At 49.1% G+C, this 22,212-nt stretch carries 21 protein-coding genes; 9 read left to right on the top strand and 12 right to left on the bottom strand.

From position 1 onward, the window contains the following. Positions 1-6 precede the first annotated feature (6 nt). From BLW68_RS19250 to BLW68_RS19240, 3 genes are all read right to left on the bottom strand, one after another. On the bottom strand, positions 7-252 hold the full coding sequence (locus BLW68_RS19250) for a DUF1289 domain-containing protein (RefSeq protein ID WP_092796748.1): 246 nt from the start codon (positions 250-252) through the stop codon (positions 7-9). Positions 253-288: 36 nt separating this feature from the next. Continuing rightward, the gene (locus BLW68_RS19245; RefSeq protein ID WP_092796746.1) at positions 289-2,025 is read right to left on the bottom strand and encodes a potassium/proton antiporter; all 1,737 of its coding nucleotides are present in this window, start codon (positions 2,023-2,025) and stop codon (positions 289-291) included. 170 nt (positions 2,026-2,195) lie between these two features. Next, complete coding sequence (locus BLW68_RS19240) at positions 2,196-2,549, bottom strand: P-II family nitrogen regulator (RefSeq protein WP_092796744.1); 354 nt, start codon at positions 2,547-2,549, stop codon at positions 2,196-2,198. Positions 2,550-2,828: 279 nt separating this feature from the next. Between BLW68_RS19240 and BLW68_RS19235 the strand changes: the two genes are divergently transcribed. From BLW68_RS19235 to BLW68_RS19220, 4 genes are all read left to right on the top strand, one after another. Then, a complete protein-coding gene (locus tag BLW68_RS19235; RefSeq protein WP_092796742.1) occupies positions 2,829-6,002 on the top strand; it encodes an amidohydrolase family protein in 3,174 nt (1,057 codons plus the stop codon). A 139-nt stretch (positions 6,003-6,141) separates the two neighbouring features. Beyond that, positions 6,142-7,623: a DUF1538 domain-containing protein gene (locus tag BLW68_RS19230; RefSeq protein ID WP_092796740.1), complete on the top strand. Its 1,482-nt coding sequence runs from the start codon at positions 6,142-6,144 to the stop codon at positions 7,621-7,623. Further along, complete coding sequence (locus BLW68_RS19225; protein ID WP_092796738.1) at positions 7,620-7,961, top strand: P-II family nitrogen regulator; 342 nt, start codon at positions 7,620-7,622, stop codon at positions 7,959-7,961. The genes BLW68_RS19230 and BLW68_RS19225 overlap by 4 nt, the downstream gene beginning before the upstream one ends. Before the next feature lie 19 nt (positions 7,962-7,980). Next, positions 7,981-8,376 (top strand): CBS domain-containing protein, encoded by a 396-nt coding sequence (locus BLW68_RS19220; protein WP_177172296.1) that lies wholly within the window; start codon positions 7,981-7,983, stop codon positions 8,374-8,376. Positions 8,377-8,383: 7 nt separating this feature from the next. Here the strand turns inward: BLW68_RS19220 and BLW68_RS19215 are convergent, their stop codons facing one another. The 4 genes from BLW68_RS19215 to BLW68_RS19200 form a co-directional block, all read right to left on the bottom strand. Beyond that, positions 8,384-9,832, bottom strand: a complete 1,449-nt coding sequence (locus BLW68_RS19215) for an FG-GAP repeat domain-containing protein (RefSeq protein WP_092796736.1) — start codon at positions 9,830-9,832, stop codon at positions 8,384-8,386. A gap of 116 nt (positions 9,833-9,948) precedes the next feature. Then, positions 9,949-10,752, bottom strand: a complete 804-nt coding sequence (locus tag BLW68_RS19210; protein ID WP_092796735.1) for a DUF1338 domain-containing protein — start codon at positions 10,750-10,752, stop codon at positions 9,949-9,951. A 44-nt stretch (positions 10,753-10,796) separates the two neighbouring features. Then, positions 10,797-11,825 carry an arginine N-succinyltransferase gene (astA, locus tag BLW68_RS19205; protein ID WP_092796733.1) on the bottom strand — a complete coding sequence of 343 codons (1,029 nt, stop codon included), beginning with the start codon at positions 11,823-11,825 and terminating at the stop codon, positions 10,797-10,799. 4 nt (positions 11,826-11,829) lie between these two features. Next, a complete protein-coding gene (locus BLW68_RS19200; RefSeq protein ID WP_092796775.1) occupies positions 11,830-13,035 on the bottom strand; it encodes an aspartate aminotransferase family protein in 1,206 nt (401 codons plus the stop codon). A gap of 62 nt (positions 13,036-13,097) precedes the next feature. On the opposite strand from BLW68_RS19200, the gene BLW68_RS19195 reads away from it, so the two are divergent. Then, the gene (locus BLW68_RS19195) at positions 13,098-13,628 is read left to right on the top strand and encodes an Lrp/AsnC family transcriptional regulator (protein WP_473091900.1); all 531 of its coding nucleotides are present in this window, start codon (positions 13,098-13,100) and stop codon (positions 13,626-13,628) included. Between the two features lie 32 nt (positions 13,629-13,660). Here BLW68_RS19195 and BLW68_RS19190 read toward each other — a convergent pair whose 3' ends face one another. Continuing rightward, entirely contained in the window at positions 13,661-15,628 is a 1,968-nt protein-coding gene (locus tag BLW68_RS19190) for a bifunctional metallophosphatase/5'-nucleotidase (protein ID WP_092796773.1), read from the bottom strand. 164 nt (positions 15,629-15,792) lie between these two features. On the opposite strand from BLW68_RS19190, the gene BLW68_RS19185 reads away from it, so the two are divergent. Then, on the top strand, positions 15,793-16,182 hold the full coding sequence (locus BLW68_RS19185) for a VOC family protein (RefSeq protein WP_092796731.1): 390 nt from the start codon (positions 15,793-15,795) through the stop codon (positions 16,180-16,182). An 18-nt stretch (positions 16,183-16,200) separates the two neighbouring features. Here the strand turns inward: BLW68_RS19185 and BLW68_RS19180 are convergent, their stop codons facing one another. From BLW68_RS19180 to BLW68_RS19170, 3 genes are all read right to left on the bottom strand, one after another. Continuing rightward, entirely contained in the window at positions 16,201-16,614 is a 414-nt protein-coding gene (locus tag BLW68_RS19180) for an HIT family protein (RefSeq protein ID WP_092796729.1), read from the bottom strand. Positions 16,615-16,862: 248 nt separating this feature from the next. Beyond that, positions 16,863-17,714 (bottom strand): S-formylglutathione hydrolase, encoded by an 852-nt coding sequence (gene fghA, locus BLW68_RS19175; RefSeq protein ID WP_092796727.1) that lies wholly within the window; start codon positions 17,712-17,714, stop codon positions 16,863-16,865. Between the two features lie 214 nt (positions 17,715-17,928). Further along, positions 17,929-19,038 carry an S-(hydroxymethyl)glutathione dehydrogenase/class III alcohol dehydrogenase gene (locus BLW68_RS19170; RefSeq protein WP_177172298.1) on the bottom strand — a complete coding sequence of 370 codons (1,110 nt, stop codon included), beginning with the start codon at positions 19,036-19,038 and terminating at the stop codon, positions 17,929-17,931. Positions 19,039-19,335: 297 nt separating this feature from the next. On the opposite strand from BLW68_RS19170, the gene BLW68_RS19165 reads away from it, so the two are divergent. The 3 genes from BLW68_RS19165 (at position 19,336) to BLW68_RS19155 (ending at position 21,552) form a co-directional block, all read left to right on the top strand. Continuing rightward, entirely contained in the window at positions 19,336-20,205 is an 870-nt protein-coding gene (locus tag BLW68_RS19165) for a LysR family transcriptional regulator (RefSeq protein WP_092796723.1), read from the top strand. An 82-nt stretch (positions 20,206-20,287) separates the two neighbouring features. Further along, positions 20,288-20,911 carry a thiol:disulfide interchange protein DsbA/DsbL gene (locus tag BLW68_RS19160; protein WP_092796721.1) on the top strand — a complete coding sequence of 208 codons (624 nt, stop codon included), beginning with the start codon at positions 20,288-20,290 and terminating at the stop codon, positions 20,909-20,911. Further along, a complete protein-coding gene (locus tag BLW68_RS19155) occupies positions 20,908-21,552 on the top strand; it encodes a DsbA family oxidoreductase (RefSeq protein ID WP_092796719.1) in 645 nt (214 codons plus the stop codon). The genes BLW68_RS19160 and BLW68_RS19155 overlap by 4 nt, the downstream gene beginning before the upstream one ends. A 4-nt stretch (positions 21,553-21,556) precedes the next feature. Here BLW68_RS19155 and BLW68_RS19150 read toward each other — a convergent pair whose 3' ends face one another. Further along, positions 21,557-22,183, bottom strand: coding sequence for a DUF1287 domain-containing protein (locus BLW68_RS19150; RefSeq protein WP_092796717.1), 627 nt, complete (start codon positions 22,181-22,183; stop codon positions 21,557-21,559). Positions 22,184-22,212: the final 29 nt, after the last annotated feature.

The raw sequence follows: 22,212 nt of genomic DNA, 5'->3' as shown, positions 1-22,212 counted from the left end.
CCATCCTTAAGCTGTGCGCGCTTGCTGCTTTGCAGCCTGCCACTCGGCCTGCGTTATTGCTGTGGTTTCGCCCTCCGGTAGAGGGTGTAGCGCAGCATCCCGTTTTCGTATTGCAACCTTTTGTAATATAGCGGCATTTTGCTCGTTTGTACGCTTGTTCCAGTCAACTATTTCAGTTATATGACGGTAACAGCCCACACAGACCTTGTCGGTATTTAAACGGCATGCGGCCACACAGGGTGATTCAACCATGCAATACTCTGCAGTTAACTATGATTAGGCATAACATTAAACGGCAGGTGCCTGAATTACCGGCGCAGCAACAGCCTGATGCAGTAACACTGTCGTTACCCGCTCACCGACCATTTCAGCCACCTCAAACCGGTATTGGCCAAACATAAATTGCTGCCGTTCCGCTAAGTTGTCTGCCAACTGATTTTTACACAGTTGTTCAAGCGAAATATCACTGTGTAACGCCGTCAGGTTAAGGGCAAAGCACCAGTCAATGTCGCTTAATGTGCTGGTGCCTTTTAACCGCAACTCCGCTGCGGCTTTGGCAGGTTCAAAACCCTTGTCAGCAAACACCTGTTCAACGATAGTTTTGTAATCATTTTTCATGACAACAAATAAATGATCCTGAGCTTGCAATACCGTGGAGCCGCGCGGCGGGATCACTTTCTCACCACGGGTAATCATCGCCACCACTGCGCCTTCCGGCAATGCCATCCGTGCTAAACGACGACTTACCGCACGCGAATTGTCCGATAAGGTGTATTCGACAATTTCAGCGTCCACTTCACCAAGAGAAGTGATTTCCAGCGTTGCCGGCGCTTTCGGGGGCAGTTTCGCTATCAAATCAAGCTTACGTGCCACCCAGGCCAGAGTTGAGCCTTGCAGCGTAGCGGAGATCAGTACCACGAAGAACACCACATTAAAAATCAGTTCAGCGCTGGCCAGGCCAAACATCAGCGGGAATATCGCCAGAATAATAGGCACCGAGCCGCGTAGGCCCACCCAGGATACCAGTGCCATTTCACGGCTGTTAAAGCCAAAACATTTGAGTACCGGCAACACAGCCACCGGCCGAGCAACAAACACCAACACGGCTGCAATTAACAGGCCCTGCCACCATACTTCCAGTAATGAACTGGGCGTGATCAGCAATCCCAACATTACAAACATCGTAATTTGACTGAGCCAGGCCAGGCCGTCATGAAACAAAAAGGTCGTACGCTGAAACACAAAGCGGGCATTGCCCACCATAACACCGCAAATAAACACCGCTAAAAAGCCACTACCGCCAAGGTTAGCTGCTACGCCAAAGGCTAATAAACCTGAAGCCGTTACCATAACCGGATAAAGGCCATTGGCCTGCAAATGGATGCGGTTGATAATATTAACAATGCCATAACCAACAGCCAGGCCAACAACGGCCCCCAGGCCCATCTGCAGCACGAACAACTGCAACAAACCAATGCCGGGTTTTAAGCCATTCAGCAGAATTTCCAACAGACCTACGGTAAGAAAAATAGCCATAGGGTCGTTCGAGGCGCTTTCTATCTCCAGCGTCGATTTAAGCCGACTGTTCAGGTTAATACCGGCATTTCGTAGCAAAGAGAATACTGCCGCAGCGTCAGTGGAGCCGACAATGGCGCCCAGTAACAAGCCTTCCAGCAAAGAAATTTGCAAAATATAGCTGGCAGCAACGCCGGTAACTAACGCAGTAGTTAACACGCCAAGCGTAGCAAGCAAGGAAGCGGGTTTCCAGACCTGTTTAATAGACTGTACCGGGGTTTGTAAGCCGCCATCAAACAAGATCAATGCCAGTGCCAGGGTACCCAGCGCATGCGCCGCCTGCGGACTGTCAAAAGCGATACGGCCCAGGCCATCTTCACCGGCTAACATACCTACCAGTAAAAACAGCACCAGCATAGGCAAACCAAGCCGGGCCGACAGCTTACTGGATAAGATCCCCAGTAAAATCAATATCGCGGCCAGCATAATTAATTGATCAACAACAAACATGGGGGTATTTGCTCAAATAAATAGGTAAAGGTGCCGGTCAGCAACCGGATATAACCAGCCACTGGTGTGTTATTTCAATAACTCAGTATGCAATAATATCAACAGCAACAAGCCACTTACCAGATTAAACTGCACAAATACTGTAACTCAATGCCAAGGTTGGCTAACGCCTAGGCTTGCTCCGGGGGAATATCTTTAGCCAACTTGCGGATATGCTCGGTCAGACCCATGGCTTTTTCCACATCCAGCATAATGGCAATACCGGTATCCAACTTCTCATCCAGACCACCTGCCTGCACTAACGTTTCCAGCACATGGTCAGCACGACGCTGTTCTACCAGAACCAGTATAACGTCTCTCGGATTTAATAATTCCAGGCCGAAAATTCCTATTGCTTTGTTTAAGCCCTGCCCTCTGGCACTGGAAATGATAGTGGCTCCGGTAGCGCCAGCCTGCCTGGCGGCATCAAGCAGCTTATCGGTTTTATCAATATCAGTAAAAACCATAATAAGTTTAAAGTTCATACACAGCTCCGTGGTGGCTTAGTTGCAATCAATGTGAACTATTGTCCTCTATTTTACCAGCCCAATGGCTCAACAACATGATCTGGCACAGTTAGCTCGCCAGTACCATAGCACTAAATTGTTGCGGCATATAAATCAGCACATTTTGTCTCTGTAATGCCGGCTTTTAGCGCAGTGCTGGCAACGGGAACTTAACTCGGGCGTCAGTTTATGTCACTCTGTAGATGCAGCATACAAACGACAATAACAATAGCAAAAACAACTGACAGGAACCTGTATATGAGAACTTTTACCCCTACCTTACTGGCGTTGGCTGTCAGCAGTTTTTTTCTGCAGGCTGAGACTGACAAAGCACCCGCCTGGGACGTTAATGCGCCGCAAGGTCAGTTTGAAACCGTGGATATTAACGTGTCGCAAGGCAGTTGGATGAATGTAACAGTAAGCCCGGATGGTAAAACCCTCGCTTTTGACCTGCTGGGTGATATTTACACTATGCCAATAACTGGTGGCAACGCCACGCAGCTAACCAAAGACATTGGCTGGCAAATGCAGCCCACTTTTAGCCCGGATGGCAAACATATTGCCTACACCAGTGATGAAGGCGGTGGCGATAATATCTGGATCATGAATGCCGATGGCAGCGAGCCACGGGCAGTAACCAACGAAACATTCCGGCTGTTAAACAGCCCGGCCTGGAGCCCGGATGGCGAATTTATTGTAGCGCGTAAGCACTTTACCGCCAGCCGTTCATTAGGCGCCGGTGAAATCTGGCAATATCACAAAACCGGCGGCAACGGTATTATGCTGACCGAAAGAGCTAATGATCAGAAAGACTTAGGCGAGCCGGCATTTTCACCAGATGGTAAATACATCTACTTCTCGCAGGATGACACACCAGGCAAAACTTTTCACTACAGCAAAGATTCTGAAAGCGGCATTTATGTGATCAAACGTTTTGAACGCGAAACCGGCAAGTGGGAAGTAGTGCTGGACGGCGCCGGTGGTGCTATCCGCCCTACACCATCGCCGGATGGCAAATATCTGGCCTATATCCGCCGGGTAGATTTTCAAAGCACGCTGTTTTTATATGATTTAACCAGCGGCGAGCATATAAAGCTGTATGACGGCCTGGACCGTGATATGCAGGAAACCTGGGCCATACACGGTGTGTACCCTACGCTTAGCTGGACACCCGATAATAAAGCACTGGTATTCTGGGCCGGTGGCGAAATTAAAAAATTAACCATCGCAGATAAGCAAGCAGTGCCTATTGCCTTTAATGTGCAAACCAGCAAACAAATACAAACTGCGGTGCGGGTAACACAGGATCTGGATAAAGATCAGTTCGACACCAAAATGCTGCGCTTTATTCAGGTATCACCAGACGGCAAACAGGCAGTATTTACCGCACTGGGGCATTTGTATATTACCGACGTAGACACCCCTAAACCCCGGCGCCTGACTAAACAACGCACCGACTTTGAATATTACCCGCAGTTTTCCCGTGATGGTAAAGAACTGGTGTACGTGAGCTGGAACGACAACGGTCAGGGCGCGGTAAATATTGTTAACCTGCGTAATGGCCGCATCAGTAAACTTACCGGCGAACCGGGCAAGTATGTAGAGCCGGTATTTAGCCCGGATGGTAAAACCGTTATATACCGTAAAACCGGCGCCGGCAGCTTGCTGCCACGCCAATGGTCGCTAAACACCGGTTTATATAAAATCAGCAGCAAAGGCGGCACACCTGAGCTTATCAGCCGCAATGGCCGCGCACCTATGTTTGGCGCCGACAACAACGTCGTTTATGCCGCCGACTACGACAGCGCGCCCAGCCTTATTCGCATTGATTTAACCAAACACACCCAGCAAACGCTGTACACAGCCAAGTTTGGCACTGAATTTAAACTGTCGCCGGATGGTAAATACCTGGCTTTTGCTGATCGCTTTAAAGTCTTTGTTACGCCTTTTACCGAGCGCGGCAAAGCTATTGATATCAGTGGTACAGATAAGCAATTTCCGGTAAAGCAGCTGTCAGTGCGTGCCGGTGAATATATCAGCTGGAGTGGTAACAGCCGGCATATTTACTGGAGCCTGGGGCCAGAGTTGTATCATGCCAGCATTGAAGGGCTGTTTGATTTTAATGATAAAACCGACTTTGCGGCTAAAAATGGCGTTAACCTCGGTTTTACTGCCCCCGCTGATATACCACGCGGCAGTGTGGCTTTTGTTGGTGGCCAGGTGATCACCATGAGCGGTGATGAAGTGATCCAGGATGGTGTGGTACTGGTAGAAAATAACAAGATAAAAGCCGTTGGCAAGCGCGGTGAGGTTGCCGTACCCACCAATGCAAAAGTATTTGATATCAGCGGTAAAACCATTATGCCAGGCCTGTTTGATGCCCATGCCCATAGCTCACAAGGCAGCAACCAGATTATTCCGCAGCAAAACTGGCAGAACTATGCCTCGCTTGCTTTTGGTGTTACCGCTATTCATGACCCGTCTAACGATACCCGCGAAGTTTTTGCTGCCAGCGAAATGCAGCAGGCAGGTATTATCGCCGGGCCACGGATTTTTTCTACCGGTACTATTTTGTACGGCGCTGAAGGTGCCGGTTACACCTCGCATATCGACAGCCTGGATGACGCTAAATTTCATTTAGAGCGCCTGCAAAAAGCCGGAGCTTTCAGCGTAAAAAGCTACAACCAGCCTCGGCGTAACCAACGCCAGCAGGTTATACAGGCTGCCCGCGAGCTAAATATGATGGTGGTGCCCGAAGGCGGCTCGTTAATGCAGCATAACCTGACCATGATAGTCGATGGCCACACCACTGTTGAGCATGCGCTGCCGGCAGCAAAAGTGTATGACGACATTAAGCAATTATGGCAGGCCAGCAAAACCGCTTACACCCCTACGCTGGTAGTGGCCTATGGCGGTATTTGGGGTGAAAACTACTGGTACGACAAAACCGAAGTATGGAAGCACCCGAAAATGCGCAGCTACGTACCGATGGATCAGCTGGCGCCCCGCAGTATGCGCCGCCCTACTGCACCGGATAACCACTACAACCATTTTAATGTGGTAAAAACCGCCAAAGAACTAAGCGACATTGGTGTGGTAGCCAATATCGGTGCCCATGGCCAGCGTGAAGGTTTGGGCGCGCACTGGGAAATATGGATGTTTGCCCAGGGCGGCATGAGCCCGCTGGAAGCATTAAAAACCGCTACCATTAACCCGGCAAAAACCTTTGGTATGGACCATCAGCTGGGCTCGCTGGAAGCCGGTAAACTGGCCGACTTAATTGTAATAGACGGCAACCCGCTGGACGATATCCGTGTTAGCGACCGCGTTAGCCACACTATGGTAAATGGCCGCTTATTTGATGCCAACAGCATGAACGAAATTGGCCTGCGCGAGCGTAAACGCCAGCTATTTGAGTTTGAGCCGCGTTAAACTGTGAAATGAGAGGCAGTGGCAACTGCCTCTCATTTATTTGTTTTGTCTGTTTATTTGTTCTTAATCAATCATTTCTGCCCAATTTTGCCTATACTGAAACCCAGTTTTAGCAGCTGTTCATCCTTCTGGAGCTAGAGTGCCGTTATTGCAGCAATTTCTGCATCAGTTTATTCATGCCTTAAAAAACCTACTGCCGATAGTGGCGGTAGTACTGTTTTTTCAGCTGGCCATTTTCCAGACTCTGCCACCAGAACCCTTTACTATTGTTATTGGCTTGCTGATTGTTGCCATTGGTATAGCCCTGTTTCTGCTTGGGCTGGAGTTGAGCATTTTTCCGGTAGGGAAAAACCTGGCCAATCAATTTGCCCGCAAAGGCTCACTGCCTTTGTTATTGCTGTTTGGTTTTGCTATTGGCTTTGCCGCAGTAATCGCGGAGCCAGCGCTGATTGCCGTAGCGCAGCAGGCGCAATTAATAAGTGAAGGCCGGGTAGATGCACTAACCCTGCGCTTAATCGTGGCCTGCTCAGTTGGTGCAGTCATGTCGGTGGGCGTATTACGGATCATTCTTGGCTGGCCTATCCACTGGCTGATGATTGGCGGTTATATTCTGGTGCTTGGTGTAACCTTTTTTGCCCCCGCTGAAATTGTTGGCCTGGCATATGACTCTGGTGGAGTCACTACCAATATCGTCACCGTGCCACTGATTGCCGCACTGGGGCTCGGGCTTGCCAGCTCAATTAAGGGCCGCAATGCCCTGACCGATGGCTTTGGTTTAGTGGCACTGGCGGTAATGGTGCCGATGATCAGTGTGCAGCTGTATGGCATTTGGGTATACAACGTCAGCGAAGCTACCGCTGTTGTCAGCACTGCCGGCTTGGCAACGCCGGTGTTTTGGTTACTTAAAGCCGTTATCGATTTAGCCACTATGGTAAAAGATATTCTGCCCATGATTTTGGTTGTGCTGGTGTTTCAGTATCTGGTGTTACGCCGGCCACTGGCGAACCCGATAAAAGTCGTTGTTGGTTTTAGCATGGTACTGCTTGGGCTTTATGCGTTTGTGCTGGGTTTAAAACTGGGCTTATTTCCGGTAGGTTCGCTAATGGCAGAACAACTGATCAGCAAAAACTACAACAGCCTGATTTTACTGTTTGCCTTTATGATTGGCTTTGCCACCACTATGGCCGAACCGGCACTTATTGCCATTGGCGAACAAGCTGAGCAGGCGTCCCCCGGTAAACTCAAAGGCTCGGTGATCCGGCTGATTGTGGCACTTGGCGTTGCGGTGGGTATTACTGTTGGCGTATATCGTATTATCAGTGGCGATTCGATCCACTATTACATTATGGCCGGTTACGCCTTCGTGGTATTGCTAACGGCCTTCTCGCCGCGTTATATCATTGCACTGGCATTTGACCTTGGCGGTGTTACCACCTCAGAAGTAACAGTGCCGCTGGTTACTGCTTTAGGTATTGGGCTGGCCACCTCTATTGAGGGTCGTAATGTATTAATTGACGGTTTTGGCCTGATCGCCTTTGCGTCAATTTTTCCTATTATTACTGTTATGTTGTACGCCATCGTGGTGGAGCAACTAAATAATCGCAGGAGTGCACAAGTATGAAATTCTCCGCCATTGTTGTTATAGCGCCGGAAGAGCTGGAGCAAACTGCAATAGAGCAGGCACAAGCCGCTGGTGCTACCGGCATTACTATTCTGACCGGTAAAGGTATTGGCGGCGAGAGTAAAAAAACTTTCTTCGGCATGACATTTGAAGGAAGCCAGTCTGTATTGCTGATGGTGGTGGCTAAGCATATGTCGTTACCTATTCTGAAAAAAATGCAGGCAATACTGCTGCAAGACGGTAAATCACGCGGTATCGCTTTTACAGTGCCAATTGATCACCTGACGGGTATCGATATGGGCCAGATTATGAAATTTGAACAACATTTGCGCGAATAACGCTATTAGGAGCCAAATAATGGCAATTAAACTGGTAAAAGAGTTAATGGTTAGCCCGGTGATTTGTATTTCACCTTTTAGTACTTTACGCGAAGCCATGAGCCTGATGAAAAAGCACCATGTAAAAAGCCTGGTGGTTGACCGGCAAAATGAGCACGATGCCTATGGCCTGATCACGTACACCAATATTTTGAAAACCATCATTGCAGAAGAAGGTGATATCGACCTGATAAATGTATATGACGTTTGCGTAAAGCCTGCCATTGCCGTCAGTGAGCAGCTGGCACTGAAACACGCCGCCAGCCTGATGACCCAGCATAAATTAAAACGCGTACTGGTAATGCAGGATAATCAGTTGACGGGTTTACTCACCATGGACGATATGATTAACGACGTAATGGCTTTAGTGGAATAAGCCGCATTTAGCGGCTTAACAGCAAATGCAGCTGATTACGTAAGCCTTCTTTATCCTGGGTATCAAAGGGTAATACCAGATCGTCTTTGCCATTGCCGGTCAGGTCCATTACCCGCACCTTACTGGCATCGCGCGGTAAATCCAGTTTCAATTTATCACTGCGCCGGCTAAACAGCCGTTTATCATCATGCTGGTATAGCCGCAATTGCTCGCGGCCATCGCCCACCAACAATGACTTAAAACCGTCGCCGTTCAGGTTAGCCACCTGAAACAGCGGCATATCGTAGCGGAAGTTGCCAATGCTAACGTCGATAGTGGCTTGCTGGCGAAAATCGGCTTTAGCACTGTACTGGCGTTGCTCATTTAACAAATAAAAATCAATATCCAGATTAGCACTGCCGCGCAGCAACACCCGAACCAGAGTGCCTACGCCAAAATGGGTGCTGGGAATATAAAAATCCTTGCGGCCATCACCGTTAAAATCATTAATCACCACGTCTATTGGCGAGGTATCGGTGGTAATACGGGTATCCGGCTCAGCATTGAAACTTAACCCTTGCTCAGTTGCGCTACCAAAATGAACACGAAAGCTGTTATTGCGTTCCAGCGCATCGGCCAGTTGCTCGCGGTTAATGATCAGATCGGGTATGCCATCACCGTCAATGTCGGTGATATCACGCAGTGTGTCGATATTCTGGCCACTGTAACTACGCCCGGCATCGTTGCGCTGATCAGCCTCCTGCTCGGTAGATAACCCTACCGGCCAGTTCATTGCCACAGGTTCAGTGGCAAAACTGCCATCAGGCTGCTGCAAAAAAGCCTGAAATTTGCCCTGCCAGACAAAGACTAAATCAGTTTTACCGTCCTGGTTTATATCTGCCTGATAAGGTTTACGTGGGCTGTAATCCGGGCTGGCACGCCAGCTTTGTACAGCAGCCGGAATTTGCAACGGGTAGTGGGTAAAACTACCATCAGCCTGCTGGCGGTATAAGTGTGTGTGCTGAAAATCAGCGATGATAAAATCACTTAAGCCCGAACCGAGGTCAACGACAAAATTAGCCTCACGCAGCCGGTTTTGATCCAACACCCGGTACAAGGAGGTACTGGCAACAAGCCGCTCAGCCGCTGTATTATCCGCATTTAACCGGCTAATGCCCCCCAACCCGAGAAATACTAACTGCGGTTTGCTGTCGCCTGCCAGTATGGCTTTGTTAAAAAACTGCGCATCAGAGGGTATAGGTAGCAACTGCACTTTATAATCGGTTAAATCAATTACCGACAACCAGCGGGCAAACTGGCTAAAACCTGATACCAGCAATTGCTGCCGCTCGGGCAAGTGGACAATGTTACCATTAGCAGGATGTTGCAGCGCAACTGTCACTTTATCTAACTGTGCTGCTAATGCATCTCCACAGACAAAGCCCAAAGCAAACAGCAGCGCACTGACTTTTTTCATTATTTTTATCCCGGTTAAGACGTTAGGTGAATAAATAGTATTACGTAACGTGTTCTTATCCGGATGATAACGCAAAAAGCCGGTAAATACCGGCTGCAATTGTGTAACAAAACTTACTAACGGGCGTTAGTGCTCTCGAAAATTTTATCTGCTGATGCCGCAACAAAGCCGGTATAGAGTAAACCGTTTGTCATGGGATAACGGCGGGCAAACTCATAAAAACAGCTTGGAATGGTAGCAACCACATCGCTGAACTGCACCGGATGTAAATCGGCCAGCGTGGATGACTGCTCTAAATACACTTCTGGCGTACCTTTAATTTCGCCGCCTGAGGTATTTAATAAAAAGCCTGCGTCTTTTAATGTCTCGTTTACCTGCTCTAAGGTACTAAAGCTATGCAAGTCATTCACACTAACGGTGAAATGGTTAGCCCGGTAGCCCCAGGCCGCAACCCAGGCGGCGTATTCGCTTTCTGCCAGCAGTTTTTCGTACGTGGCCTGGCTTACCTGCCAGTGCGTACCACTGTATAAAAAGTTATCAGCTGTTACCGCCTCAGCCGGAATTTGTTCAACCAGCGCGGTAATGGTATCACGCAGGTAAGCCGAGCACTTATCCAGCAGCAGTTCTGAAATAAACACTTTGGGTAAGCTGCGGTCTGCATGCTCATAGTGCTTGGCATACAGCTTTTTCGCTTCAAAATGATACTCGCCACACTCTTCATAGCCCAGGGCTTTAAAGTGTGCCGCCAGTTTTTCCAGCCCGACCTTTTCCAGATTAAAAGTACGCAGCGCAATATGATCGTTAATTACATCATCCTGCTGCGAGCTACCCAGCAACTGGTGTACTTTCTTGGCAGAAGGAGTCACGGCTACATAGTCTTGCCACAGGTTGGCAAACAACGCTTTTACATCAGTATGCATATTTATTCCGCCTTAACATTTACCAGTTATTACTTGTCTGGCCCTCAGGCCTTATCTAACACTATAAATCTTGCCATATCGCCATCGTGCAGCTGCAGTGTATCGGCAAATTCTGCGCTTAGCAGTAGCAGCTGCTGATCTGCATCAAACTTTGCGTTCTTACCAAAGCTGGCCCTGAACTGCTGCAAGCGGGTATTTGCTACCGCAAGCGTTTGGCCACCCTGCACTTCAGTAATTTTCACCCTGACTTTCTGGCTGGCTGCTACCGATTTAATCTGGCTTAACCGCGCTTCTACCGTTGGGCCGGCGTCGAATAAGTCAATATAACCGCGATGAGCAAAGCCTTCATTTTCCAGCATGTTAAGCGCTGGTTTGGTGTTTTGATGCACCTGGCCGATAACATCCTGGGCGGCCTGCGGCAATAAACCAACATAAATCGGATGGCGCGGCATCAACTCAGCAATAAAAGCTTTTTTACCCACGCCAATCAGATGATCTGCGGTAGGAAAATCAATGGTTAAAAACAGTTTTTGCAGCCAGTGCCAAAAGGGTGGCTGGCCATCACTGTCAGCAGCACCGCGCATTTCAGCAATCACGCGATCGCTAAAGCGCTGCGGATACTCGGCCATAAACAAAAACCGCACTTTGGATAAAAAGCGCCCGGCATGGTTGCGCCGGTAACTTTCACGCAAAAACAGTGTGCAAATTTCTGAGGCGCCAGTGTAATCGTTACACAGTGTCAGGGTTTTTAGCTGGTTAAATACATTAAGCTCAGCGCTGTGGTGAATAACGGTGTTCTGCTGAAAGTGATACAGCGGCGTGCTTAAGCCCACCGCAGCCTCTATACCGGTAGTACCGACAATCTCACCGCTTTGGGTATCTTCCAGCACAAACAGATAACCCTGATCGCCCGGTGTATTCACCTCAGCCGCAAAGCTATGCTCGGCATGCGCAATTTTCTGCTTTAGCCGCGCATCGTTTACCGGCAACGAGGTAAAACCAGCACCGGATTCTATAGCGATGTTTTTCAGCGCTGCAAAATCAGCTGCCGTTATCGGCCGGATCACTAACATGGTTTTACCCCTTCACTACGTGAGCTACAGCCTGCTCAAAGCGGGCCAAGCCTTCGGTAATGTCAGCATCAGGAATGATCAGCGACGGCGCAAAACGTACCACGCTGGTGCCGGCAACCAGCGCCATTAAGCCCTGATCCGCCGCTGCCAACATAAAATCACGCGCTTTACCGGCATAATCGCTGTTTAGCACCGCACCAATTAATAAACCTGCACTGCGTACTTCACTAAATACATGGTATTTGTCGTTAATTTTTTTCAGACCATCCTGAAACAGCTGGGCTTTGGCTTTAACACCCGATAATACGGCCGGTGTATTTACTGTATTAACTGCAGCCAGCGCAACGGCACAGGCCAGCGGGTTACCGCCGTAAGTCGAGCCGTGTGTACCAACCACTAAGTGCTTGGCAATGTCGGTAGTGGTTAACATGGCGCCAATAGGGAAACCGCCACCCAGCGCTTTGGCTGTCGTCAGAATATCCGGCGTTACACCATAACCCATATAGGCATACAGCTCGCCGGTACGGCCAACGCCGGTTTGCACTTCATCAAAAATCAGCAGCGCATTATTGGCATCGCACAACTCGCGCACGCCTTTAATAAATTCAGCCGTGGCTGGCATCACACCACCCTCGCCCTGCACCGGCTCTACCATTACTGCGCAGGTGTCGGCGTTAATCAGCGCTTTTACGCTATCAAGATTATTAAATTCACCGTGTACTATGGCTGCTGGCTTAGGGCCAAAACCATCTGAATAAGCACTTTGGCCACCCACAGTAACGGTAAAGAAAGTACGGCCATGAAAGCCCTGTTTAAAGGCAATAATCTGGTTTTTCTGCTCACCGTATTTGTCTTTGGCATAGCGGCGCGCTAATTTCAGTGCAGCTTCGTTGGCTTCGGCACCTGAGTTGGCAAAATACACTTTTTCCGCAAAGGTAGCGTCAACCAGTGCTTTAGCCAGCAACAGTGCAGGCTCGTTAGTCATTACGTTAGATAAATGCCACAGTTTATCAGCCTGTGTTTTTAACGCCGTGACTAACGCCGGATGACAATGGCCAAGGCAGTTAACGGCAATACCACCGGCAAAGTCGATAAATTCGGTACCGTTTTGATCCCACACCCGTGAGCCTTCGCCTTTTACCGGGATAATTTTTGACGGCGCATAGTTTGGTACCATTACATCATCGAATACGCTTCTTGAAACCTGCATAACTACCTCACTGTGTCTGTGGAATGGCCTGTTTTTTTTAAAATAAATGCTGCCAGGCACGAATAAATTTAACTCTATTATATTGCTCACCACTGCCACATTGCAGTACCATTATCGACAATTTAACAAGCTTAAATTGCAATTCAACGGATAAGGTTGTCAAAATGATAAGCAAGGAAGATGAAAAACTACTAGCTGTGCTAAAGCACAATGCCCGCGCCAGTATCTCCGACTTAGCCCGGATGCTGGATTTATCCCGCTCTACCGTGCAAACCCGCATCGCTAAATTAGAGCAAAGCGGTGTAATTAAAGGTTACTCGGTAGATTACGGTGAAGACTATCTGGCGTCGCTGGTGTCAGCACATGTCAGTATTAAAGTACGGCAAAAGCTTACCGCCAAAACCAATGTTGAGCTAAAACAAATTGCCCAGGTTTCAGCACTGTACGCCATCAGCGGTGAGTATGATCTTATCGCCATAGTGCAGGCACAAAGCACCGAGCAACTAAGCCATATTCTGGATGATATCGGTAATTTAGACGGTGTAGAGCGTACTAACTCGTCGGTTATTTTAGAGACCAAGTTTAAACGCTGAAACCGGGGCAGCAGAGCTGCCCTGTATCAAGTTTATCGCTGCAAGGTTACTGTTGGCTCGCGCTTTTGCTGCCATAGCTGCGGGTCGGCTTTCAGATAATCTATAAACGCCTGTGCTGCGACTTTGCAATCTACCCCTTCGGTTTTACATGGTAGCCCATCACTATTGCGATAGCGGGCGCTAAACGACTGCGCCCCGCTGCTATCTTGTATTGCCTCCACCCTTGCCACCGGATACAACTGAGGTTGCTGGTGGCGCAGTATTATATCCTGCCGGTCGCTCTGTTCTGCCTGCAATTGTTGCAACAGTTGCCAACCATCGTTGCCATCGGCCAGATAGCTGGTGGTTACCAGGTTATAGTGCTGCCGGGCGCTGACAGCTTGCCAGCCATTTTCCAGCTTTATATCCAGTGTGATTAGCTCTACGGTATCAGGCCCGGCTTGTTTTGCCACATAGCGAATACCGGCAACATAAGGAAACTTACCGGTGTGGGCACCTGCGACCACAGACTGACTAATAATATCAGTTAATAGCGCACGTAGCTCGGCACCGCTAATGCTCAGCACACTGAGCGGCGTATCAAATGGCAATACTTCCAGGCGGATATTACCTTCGCGCACTTCACCTGCGGCCAACGGCGCGCGAATATTACCGGCTGCAACTAATGACAGCTGCACCGGTCGTTTCACCAGGTTTTGCACTGCACTTTGGTTGACATATTTAAGCATGGCATCGGCGATATACCCTGCCAGAGGCGAGCCATGTTTATCGCTGCCGCCGCTACCGGGCAGGCGTACATGCGGCACTTCGGTTTCGGTGCTGCTGATCACCGCACCATAAGCTTGCTGTACCGCCGGTAAGTAAGTGTTATCAAGCACAGAGCGCAGCGCGGCATCTTCGGCCACAATAGCGGTACGCGGCAGGCTGGCAATATAGCGCTCTGTCTGTGCTTGTTTATCTGTGCTGATACGGCTTGATTTATCACGCACTGCCGAGCTGAAATAATCGGTGCTTGCCAGTAAAGTATTCTGCCCGGCGCAACTTATTAACTGGCCTGCCGGGTTAAACTTCAGCCTGGCCTGACCTACGGCCTGCGCAAACTGGCCGGCCTGTACCACACAGGTTTGGCCTTTGCCATCAGGGTTACTCACTATCTCGGCGTATGGCCGCTGTGCTCCCAAATACCAGTGCCGAAAATCGCCCAGCAAACTGTGCGAATGGCCACCAACGATGGCATCTATACCATTAACGGCACTGGCCAGGGCTAAATCACGCTGGTGGCCTAAATGCGTCAGCGCAATAATATGTTGCACGCCCTGGGCACTTAAGGCATCTACGGTGCGCTGTGCGCTTTGTATTTCATTGTTAAACACCACGGCGCCGGTATCGGGTGCTATAGCGCGCATATCCTCCAGCGCCAGACCAAATACCGCCACCACTGCCCGCCCTGCCGCTGCGTCAACACTGGCCACGGGCTTTAGTTGGTTGTTATCAAGCACAAATAAACTGTAGGGTTTCAGGTTCTGGCTGTTAGCCAGTAGAGGTTCAGCAGCGGTATCAATATTGGCCGCCAAAATAGGGAAATTAACCTTATCAACAAAGTCGGCCAGCTTGGTTAAACCTATATCAAACTCATGGTTACCCAGTGCCATGGCGTCGATGTTCATCCGGTTTAGTACATCAATGTTAATGCGTTGCTCAAACAACTCAAAATATGCGCTACCTTTGAAGGCATCGCCGCCGTGCAAAAACAGCGCCGGTATCCCCTCTTGTGCTGCTTGCGCGCGTAGCTGCTGCGCCTTGGTTAACAAGCGCGGATGCCCACCAATATAGGTGTAAAGCGGTTCGCCGCTGGCGTCTTTCACACTGGCCGGGCTGCCATCAAATTGCGAATGGGTGTCGTTAATATGAATAAGGCTTAAGGTTAACCCAGACTCTGGTGCTGAGCCGCAACCGGCCAGTAGCATTGCAGAAAAAAGCAGTGAAGAGGTAAATCGCATAAACAGCAAACCTTGTTGCGGTGCATAGGGTAAAGATATTGGCCGCTACCTTAAGCACAAACCGGCTTGATCTCAAGCGGAAATCTGCAGTTGCCGCTTGTTTTAGCCAGAACTGACAGGCAGGATCGTCACCTTACAGCAACCAATAGCAACGAGATTTAAGCATGGCAACAATTGCAAATGTAGCCTTACTGGTAACAGACTACGATGAGGCGATTGCCTTTTACACCCAGAAACTTGGGTTTGATTTACTGGAAGATACCAGCCTTGGTGCTGGCAAACGCTGGGTGCAGGTTGCGCCGAAAAACAACAGCGGCACCGCCTTGCTGCTGGCCAAAGCCAGTAACGAAAAACAACAGTCAGCCGTTGGCGATCAGGCTGGTGGCCGGGTCTGGCTATTTTTGCAAACCGATGATTTCTGGCGTGATTATAATGCTATGCAGGCTGCTGGCGTGATATTCCACGAAACACCACGGCAAGAGCCTTATGCTACCGTCGTGGTGTTTGAAGACTTATATGGCAATAAGTGGGATTTATTGCAACGGCGCAGTTAATTAAGCCTGCCCATCACTTTAAAGTACTGCGCTGATTTTCTCTGCCAGTGCTTTTATTTTTTCCATATCACCCATTGCCGCACCATGGCCGGATAATTTGCTTAAATGCTCCGGAATTAAGTGAAAATGCAGGTGCGGCACAGTTTGCCCAGCAGCGGTACCATTTAACTGCAGCAGTACGACACCTTCTACTCCAAGCGTAGATTTAAGCGCTGACATCACTTTTTGTACTGTGGTCATGGTGTGAGTTAGCTCGTCTGCCGGAATATCCAGCAGGGTTTCAGCAGCAAACTTGGGGATCACCAGCGTATGGCCGTCGGCCTGCGGCATAATATCCATAAAAGCCAGGGTGTAGTCATCTTCATACACTTTAAAGCTGGGGATTTCATCGCGCAGAATTTTGGCAAAAATATTGTCGTTATCGTAGCTCATGCAGCTCTCCTATATGCGGGCATATACAGCAAACTTAGCCGATTATGCCAGTACTTGACGATATTAAACCAGCTTTTGACGGAACAGATTAGTACGCAAACGCGGGCTTTATCGCTCGGCGCCATACATTTTTACCGGAACACGCCGTAAACCCATCCGTGGGGGCTCGATTCGCGCCGTCCGGGCGCTCAACGGTTCCGGCTAAAAAGTATTATGCCGGGCTCAATCAGGCATTGCGGCAAATTTTATCAACCCATCAGATACTTTGCATGAAACCGCAAATGCTGCTCAATAAAGCTGGCGATAAAGTAGTAGCTATGGTCATAGCCTGCCTGTATACGAATATCGGCTTTGGCACCACTTTGCTTAGCTGCAGCAATTAAACTTTCAGTGCGCAATTGCTCAGGGTAAAAGTTATCGGCTATACCCTGATCAACCAATAGTGGTAGCGGGTCTTGCGCTGCAGCTAACAATACAGATGCATCATATTGTTGCCATTGGCTTTTATCATCGCCCAAATAGCCACTAAAAGCTTTAATACCCCAGGGGCAATTTACCGGGTTACAAATGGGGGAAAATGCCGACATACTGCTATAACGCTCTGAATTGCGCAGGCCTATCACTAAAGCGCCGTGGCCGCCCATAGAGTGGCCGCTGATGGCACGTTTGGCCGATAACGGCAGTTCAGCTTCCAGCAACTGCGGCAGCTCGCTAACGATGTAATCGTACATGCGATAGTGTTTGGCGAATGGCTCCCGGGTGGCGTTAACATAGAAGCCCGCTCCCAGGCCAAAATCGTAGGCGCCATCTGCATCGTCCGGCACGCCGTCGCCGCGCGGGCTGGTATCGGGCATAATCAGTGCTATACCCAGCTCAGCCGCAACGCGTTGTGCACCGGCTTTGGCAGAAAAGTTTTCATCAGTACAGGTTAAACCCGACAGCCAATACAGCGCAGGCACAGCCTGTGTTTCTGCCTGCGGCGGTAAAAACACTGAGAATTGCATATCGCAGTTCAGTACAGTGGATGTATGAGTAAAACGGATTTGTTTGCCACCAAAGCAAAGCTGTTCGCTGACTTTGGTTAATGCTGAAGTTGTCATAGTCTGTCCATAGTGTTAAGTAAGGACAGATTACAACACCCGCCTTGGCTCGCCACAGCAACTATGTCGGGCTATCCTGCCCGACACCAGAGGCCAGCTGAAGCTGTTCAAATTCGTTCCAGACGAATTTGTCGCCAGCCTGCGGCAGGGCTCAGACACTCTGTGGCGACCAAAACGGGGTTGTAATCCGTCCATCAATTACATTTGCTTGATATTAAAAATGAATTACTGTGCGGATAGATTTACCCTCATGCATCAAATCAAACGCTTCATTAATTTGCTCCAACGGCATAGTGTGGGTAATAAAAGTATCCAGCTCAAACTCACCGTTTAAATAGCGCTCGACATAATCTGGCAGCTCAGTGCGGCCTTTTACGCCACCAAAGGCAGTACCGCGCCAAACACGGCCGGTAACCAACTGAAACGGACGGGTAGAAATTTCCTGGCCGGCACCGGCAACACCGATAATGACCGATTCACCCCAGCCTTTATGGCAGCATTCAAGCGCCGAGCGCATCACATTCACATTGCCGATGCACTCAAACGAGAAATCTACCCCGCCATCGGTCATCTCAACAATGACATCCTGAATTGGCTTATCAAACTTTTTCGGGTTTACCACATCAGTTGCGCCAAGCTTTTTCGCAATATCAAACTTACTTTCATTAATATCAATGGCAATAATGCGGCTGGCTTTGGCCATAACAGCACCAATAATGGCAGATAAACCAATACCACCCAAGCCAAATACCGCAACCGTATCGCCCTCTTTTACTTTGGCCGTGTTCATTACAGCGCCCATACCGGTAGTTACGCCACAACCCAGCAAACACACTTTTTCCAGCGGTGCGGCTTTGTTAATTTTAGCCAGCGAAATTTCCGGCAGTACCGTGTACTCAGAAAACGTGGAAGTGCCCATATAGTGATAAATTGGCTTGCCGTCTTTAGAAAAACGTGTGGTGCCATCCGGCATTAAACCTTTGCCCTGGGTAGCGCGAATAGCCTGACACAGGTTGGTTTTGCCGGATAAACAAAACTTACATTTACCGCATTCTGGTGTGTAAAGCGGGATAACATGGTCGCCCACCGCAACCGAGGTTACGCCCTCGCCCACGGCTTCTACTATACCGCCGCCTTCGTGGCCTAAAATGGCCGGGAAAATACCTTCAGGATCTTCACCCGATAAGGTAAACGCATCAGTGTGGCACACGCCGGTGGCAACAATTTTAACCAACACTTCGCCTTTTTGCGGTGGCATTAAATCCACTTCTTCAATCGATAATGGCTGGCCCGGGCCCCAGGCTACCGCGGCGCGTGTTTTAATCATCTTCATTTAGTTGTCCTTTTACGTAAGTTGCACTGGCAATACTAGCATTGGCTACAAGTGTAACCTGATTTTTATTTTTGCCATATCAGTATGAATAGCACTAAAATGCAAATCAGTTTTTCATAAATGGAAAAGCGGAGTCGGCAGCTTGCGTTACAACACCCGCCCAGGCTTGCCACAGCAACTCACTCACGCTGGCGCGTTCGCTCAGACACTCTGTGGCAACCTGAACGGGGTTCTAACCGCTGCCTTCGTATCCGGCAAACAATCTGGTCAGAAAAATAAGGTTCTATAGTGAAACATTGGATTGGCATCAGCGAATTTGTAGCGGTAGCAGAGCTGCAAAGCTTTACCAAAGCCGCAAAGCAACTGGGTATTTCAGTAGCCCAGGTAAGCCGCAATATTGCCGAACTGGAAGCCACACTGGCGATAAAACTGCTGTATCGCAGTACGCGTAGCGTTAGCTTAACCGAAGAAGGCTTATTGTATTTGCAGCACTGCCGGCATTTGGTAGCCAGTTTAGAGGAAGCCAACCGCACTTTAGCTAACTTAAAAGCCACCCCGCGCGGCCAGATTAAACTGACCGCGCCGGTATTTTATGGCGAAACCCGTATAGCGCCGCTACTGCATGACTTTATGCAGCAATACCCCGACACTGAACTGGATTTACAACTAACCAACAACAAGCTGGATTTAGTTCAGGGTGGCTTTGATTTAGCTATCAGGTTAGGCACATTGGAAAGCTCCAGCCTTATCGCCCGTAAACTGGCAAGCCGTACACAGTATGTCGTGGCTTCCCCGGTCTATTTAGCTCAGAACGGTACGCCACAAAACCTGGCTGATCTTACGCAGCACCAGTGTTTAACCGGCACAGTGGCGCAGTGGCGTTTTATGCAACAGGGAAAATTAGTGCAGTTTAAACCGCAGGGCCGTATTGTTTGTAACAGTGGCGTAGCATTAATGGACGCCGCACTTAAAGGCCTTGGGCTGGTGCAGTTACCGGATTATTATGTCGGCAGTAAATTACAAAGCGGTGAGCTGGTGGCTGTGCTAAACCCGCTACGCCAGCCAGATGATGGTATCTGGGCGATATATCCGCAAAACCGGCATTTATCTGCCAAGGTACGGGTGTTGGTAGATTATCTTGCTACTAAGCTTAATTAACTGCGCATTTGTAGCAGTCCAGCTTGGCTGTCAGCCTGTGCTGTGGTAGCGTTTTAGTATTATTTACTGTTTTGGATACGTAATGAAACAACTCCTTTTTGCTTTTACCCTGCTACTGGGCGCCAGTTTTGTAAATGCCAGCGACAAATTTAACGAAGGTGAGCACTATCAGGTGCTTAATACAACACAGAGTGCCAATACCAAGGTAGTAGAGTTTTTTTCTTACTACTGCCCGTTTTGTTATAACTTTGAACCCATAGTTGCAGAGCTAAAACAGGCTTTACCTGCTGGTATCAGTGTACAAAAAATACCGGTATCTTTTCATGGCGGTAAAATGGCACCCACTGTACAACGCGCCCATGCCATGGCGGTAACGCTTAATGTTGAAGAGCAGTTTACCCCATTGCTGTTTACACAAATTCACCAGCAACGCCAACCACCCGCAGACAGAGCAGCGCTTCAAGCCCTGTTCAGCAAAGCCGGAGTAACCGCCAGACAGTTTGACGCTAACTTCGATAGTATGCCGGTTACTGCTATGGTGGCCGATTTTGATCAGGCCATTGAGCAAGCCGCAGTGCGCTCAGTGCCCAGTTTTATTATTAACGACAAATACATGGTAAATATCAGCGCGGTGTCATCACAGCAGCAGTTTAATGCGCTGGTGAACTATTTACTGACTTTAACGCCCGAGGTTGGAACCGAATGACCACACTGAAAATTGATTTGGTATCAGATATCGCCTGCCCCTGGTGTGCTATCGGCTACGCCCGGTTGCAGCAAGCCGTGGCAACTCTGCCACAGCTGCAGATTGAGCTCGAGTGGCATGCGTTTGAACTAAACCCGGATAAAAATGCGCCGCAAGAACCTATTTTGCCGGCGCTTAGCCGCAAATATGGCCGCAGCGAAGATGAAATGCGCGCTAGCCAGGCCAATATGATGAAAATAGCTGCAGATTTAGGACTTAACTTCAGCAAAATGCAGCAGCGTTATACCTGTAATACTTTCGATGGCCACCGGCTGGTGAAATGGGCGGCTACAGAGAATAAAGCAACCGCGATGAAACTGGCACTGTTTGATGCCTATTTTGGTGAAGCTAAAGATGTATCTGACGCAACGGTATTGGCTAACTGCGCCGAACAGGCCGGGCTGGACAAAGCACAGGCGGAGCGCATTTTGTCTGGAGATGACTACGCCGATAGCGTAACTGAAGATATAGCGAATTATCAGCAAGCCGGCATTTCATCGGTACCGGCGTTTATTATCAATAACCGCTACTTGATTTCCGGTGCGCAGGAACCCGCCCAACTGGCTGCCAGCCTGCAGCAAATCGCCGCTGAAATGGCTTAACCGGCTACTGAGAACCTGTACCAGGCGTAAAGCGGTAATGGCCGGTAATGTTGTAATCAAACAGCATATCTGCCAGTACCGGCCCGGCACCAATATTATGCACAATTAACGGCCGCTGGCCGTCGGCAGAGGTTTTATTAACCACTATGCCTATGTGCGGCAAATTACCCGGCAACATCCAGGTAACCAAATCTCCCGGCTGATAATTATTGCCCTGCTGACTAACCGCTAAGCTTTTGCCATGGCGACTAAAAAATGTTTGCAAATTAGGCACGCGGCGATGATCAATATTACTGTCTGGCCTGGTTAAACCCCAAATCCGTTTCGATGGATATAATGCAAAATTATCGCGCATATCCTCGTGCACCAATTGCTGTAAATCTATACCCAAGGCGCGGTAACTGCGGATCACTACATCTGTACAAACACCGATATCAGCCGGTACGTCACCATTAGGGTAAGCAATACGCATATAACGGCCGTCGTACCGCACCTGTTGCTCGGTGCGTTTTAGTGCAGCCTCGACCAGTTTATCGCTAAACACTTCTGCAATACTGTGCTGCGGCAATAACCACAGCACCAATAGTAAGGTTAATTTTAAGTGATGGGGTAACACAAAAAAAACTGGCATTCAGCACTCCGGGCAACACATTCAGACTC

Source organism: Rheinheimera pacifica, assembly GCF_900108485.1.
GTDB classification, from domain to species: domain Bacteria; phylum Pseudomonadota; class Gammaproteobacteria; order Enterobacterales; family Alteromonadaceae; genus Alishewanella; species Alishewanella pacifica.
This window is presented reverse-complemented; position numbering and strand designations above follow the sequence as displayed.

What these genes read in the sequence shown, in the direction of transcription:
- BLW68_RS19150 (WP_092796717.1), bottom strand. Translation starts at nt 22,183, where the DNA reads ATGCCAGTTTTTTTTGTGTTACCCCATCACTTAAAATTAACCTTACTA.
- BLW68_RS19225 (WP_092796738.1), top strand. Translation starts at nt 7,620, where the DNA reads ATGAAATTCTCCGCCATTGTTGTTATAGCGCCGGAAGAGCTGGAGCAA.
- BLW68_RS19185 (WP_092796731.1), top strand. Translation starts at nt 15,793, where the DNA reads ATGGCAACAATTGCAAATGTAGCCTTACTGGTAACAGACTACGATGAG.
- BLW68_RS19240 (WP_092796744.1), bottom strand. Translation starts at nt 2,549, where the DNA reads ATGAACTTTAAACTTATTATGGTTTTTACTGATATTGATAAAACCGAT.
- BLW68_RS19180 (WP_092796729.1), bottom strand. Translation starts at nt 16,614, where the DNA reads ATGAGCTACGATAACGACAATATTTTTGCCAAAATTCTGCGCGATGAA.
- BLW68_RS19160 (WP_092796721.1), top strand. Translation starts at nt 20,288, where the DNA reads ATGAAACAACTCCTTTTTGCTTTTACCCTGCTACTGGGCGCCAGTTTT.
- BLW68_RS19210 (WP_092796735.1), bottom strand. Translation starts at nt 10,752, where the DNA reads ATGCATACTGATGTAAAAGCGTTGTTTGCCAACCTGTGGCAAGACTAT.
- BLW68_RS19155 (WP_092796719.1), top strand. Translation starts at nt 20,908, where the DNA reads ATGACCACACTGAAAATTGATTTGGTATCAGATATCGCCTGCCCCTGG.
- BLW68_RS19250 (WP_092796748.1), bottom strand. Translation starts at nt 252, where the DNA reads ATGGTTGAATCACCCTGTGTGGCCGCATGCCGTTTAAATACCGACAAG.
- BLW68_RS19235 (WP_092796742.1), top strand. Translation starts at nt 2,829, where the DNA reads ATGAGAACTTTTACCCCTACCTTACTGGCGTTGGCTGTCAGCAGTTTT.
- BLW68_RS19215 (WP_092796736.1), bottom strand. Translation starts at nt 9,832, where the DNA reads ATGAAAAAAGTCAGTGCGCTGCTGTTTGCTTTGGGCTTTGTCTGTGGA.
- BLW68_RS19220 (WP_177172296.1), top strand. Translation starts at nt 7,981, where the DNA reads ATGGCAATTAAACTGGTAAAAGAGTTAATGGTTAGCCCGGTGATTTGT.
- BLW68_RS19245 (WP_092796746.1), bottom strand. Translation starts at nt 2,025, where the DNA reads ATGTTTGTTGTTGATCAATTAATTATGCTGGCCGCGATATTGATTTTA.
- astA (WP_092796733.1), bottom strand. Translation starts at nt 11,825, where the DNA reads ATGTTAGTGATCCGGCCGATAACGGCAGCTGATTTTGCAGCGCTGAAA.
- BLW68_RS19200 (WP_092796775.1), bottom strand. Translation starts at nt 13,035, where the DNA reads ATGCAGGTTTCAAGAAGCGTATTCGATGATGTAATGGTACCAAACTAT.
- BLW68_RS19190 (WP_092796773.1), bottom strand. Translation starts at nt 15,628, where the DNA reads ATGCGATTTACCTCTTCACTGCTTTTTTCTGCAATGCTACTGGCCGGT.
- fghA (WP_092796727.1), bottom strand. Translation starts at nt 17,714, where the DNA reads ATGACAACTTCAGCATTAACCAAAGTCAGCGAACAGCTTTGCTTTGGT.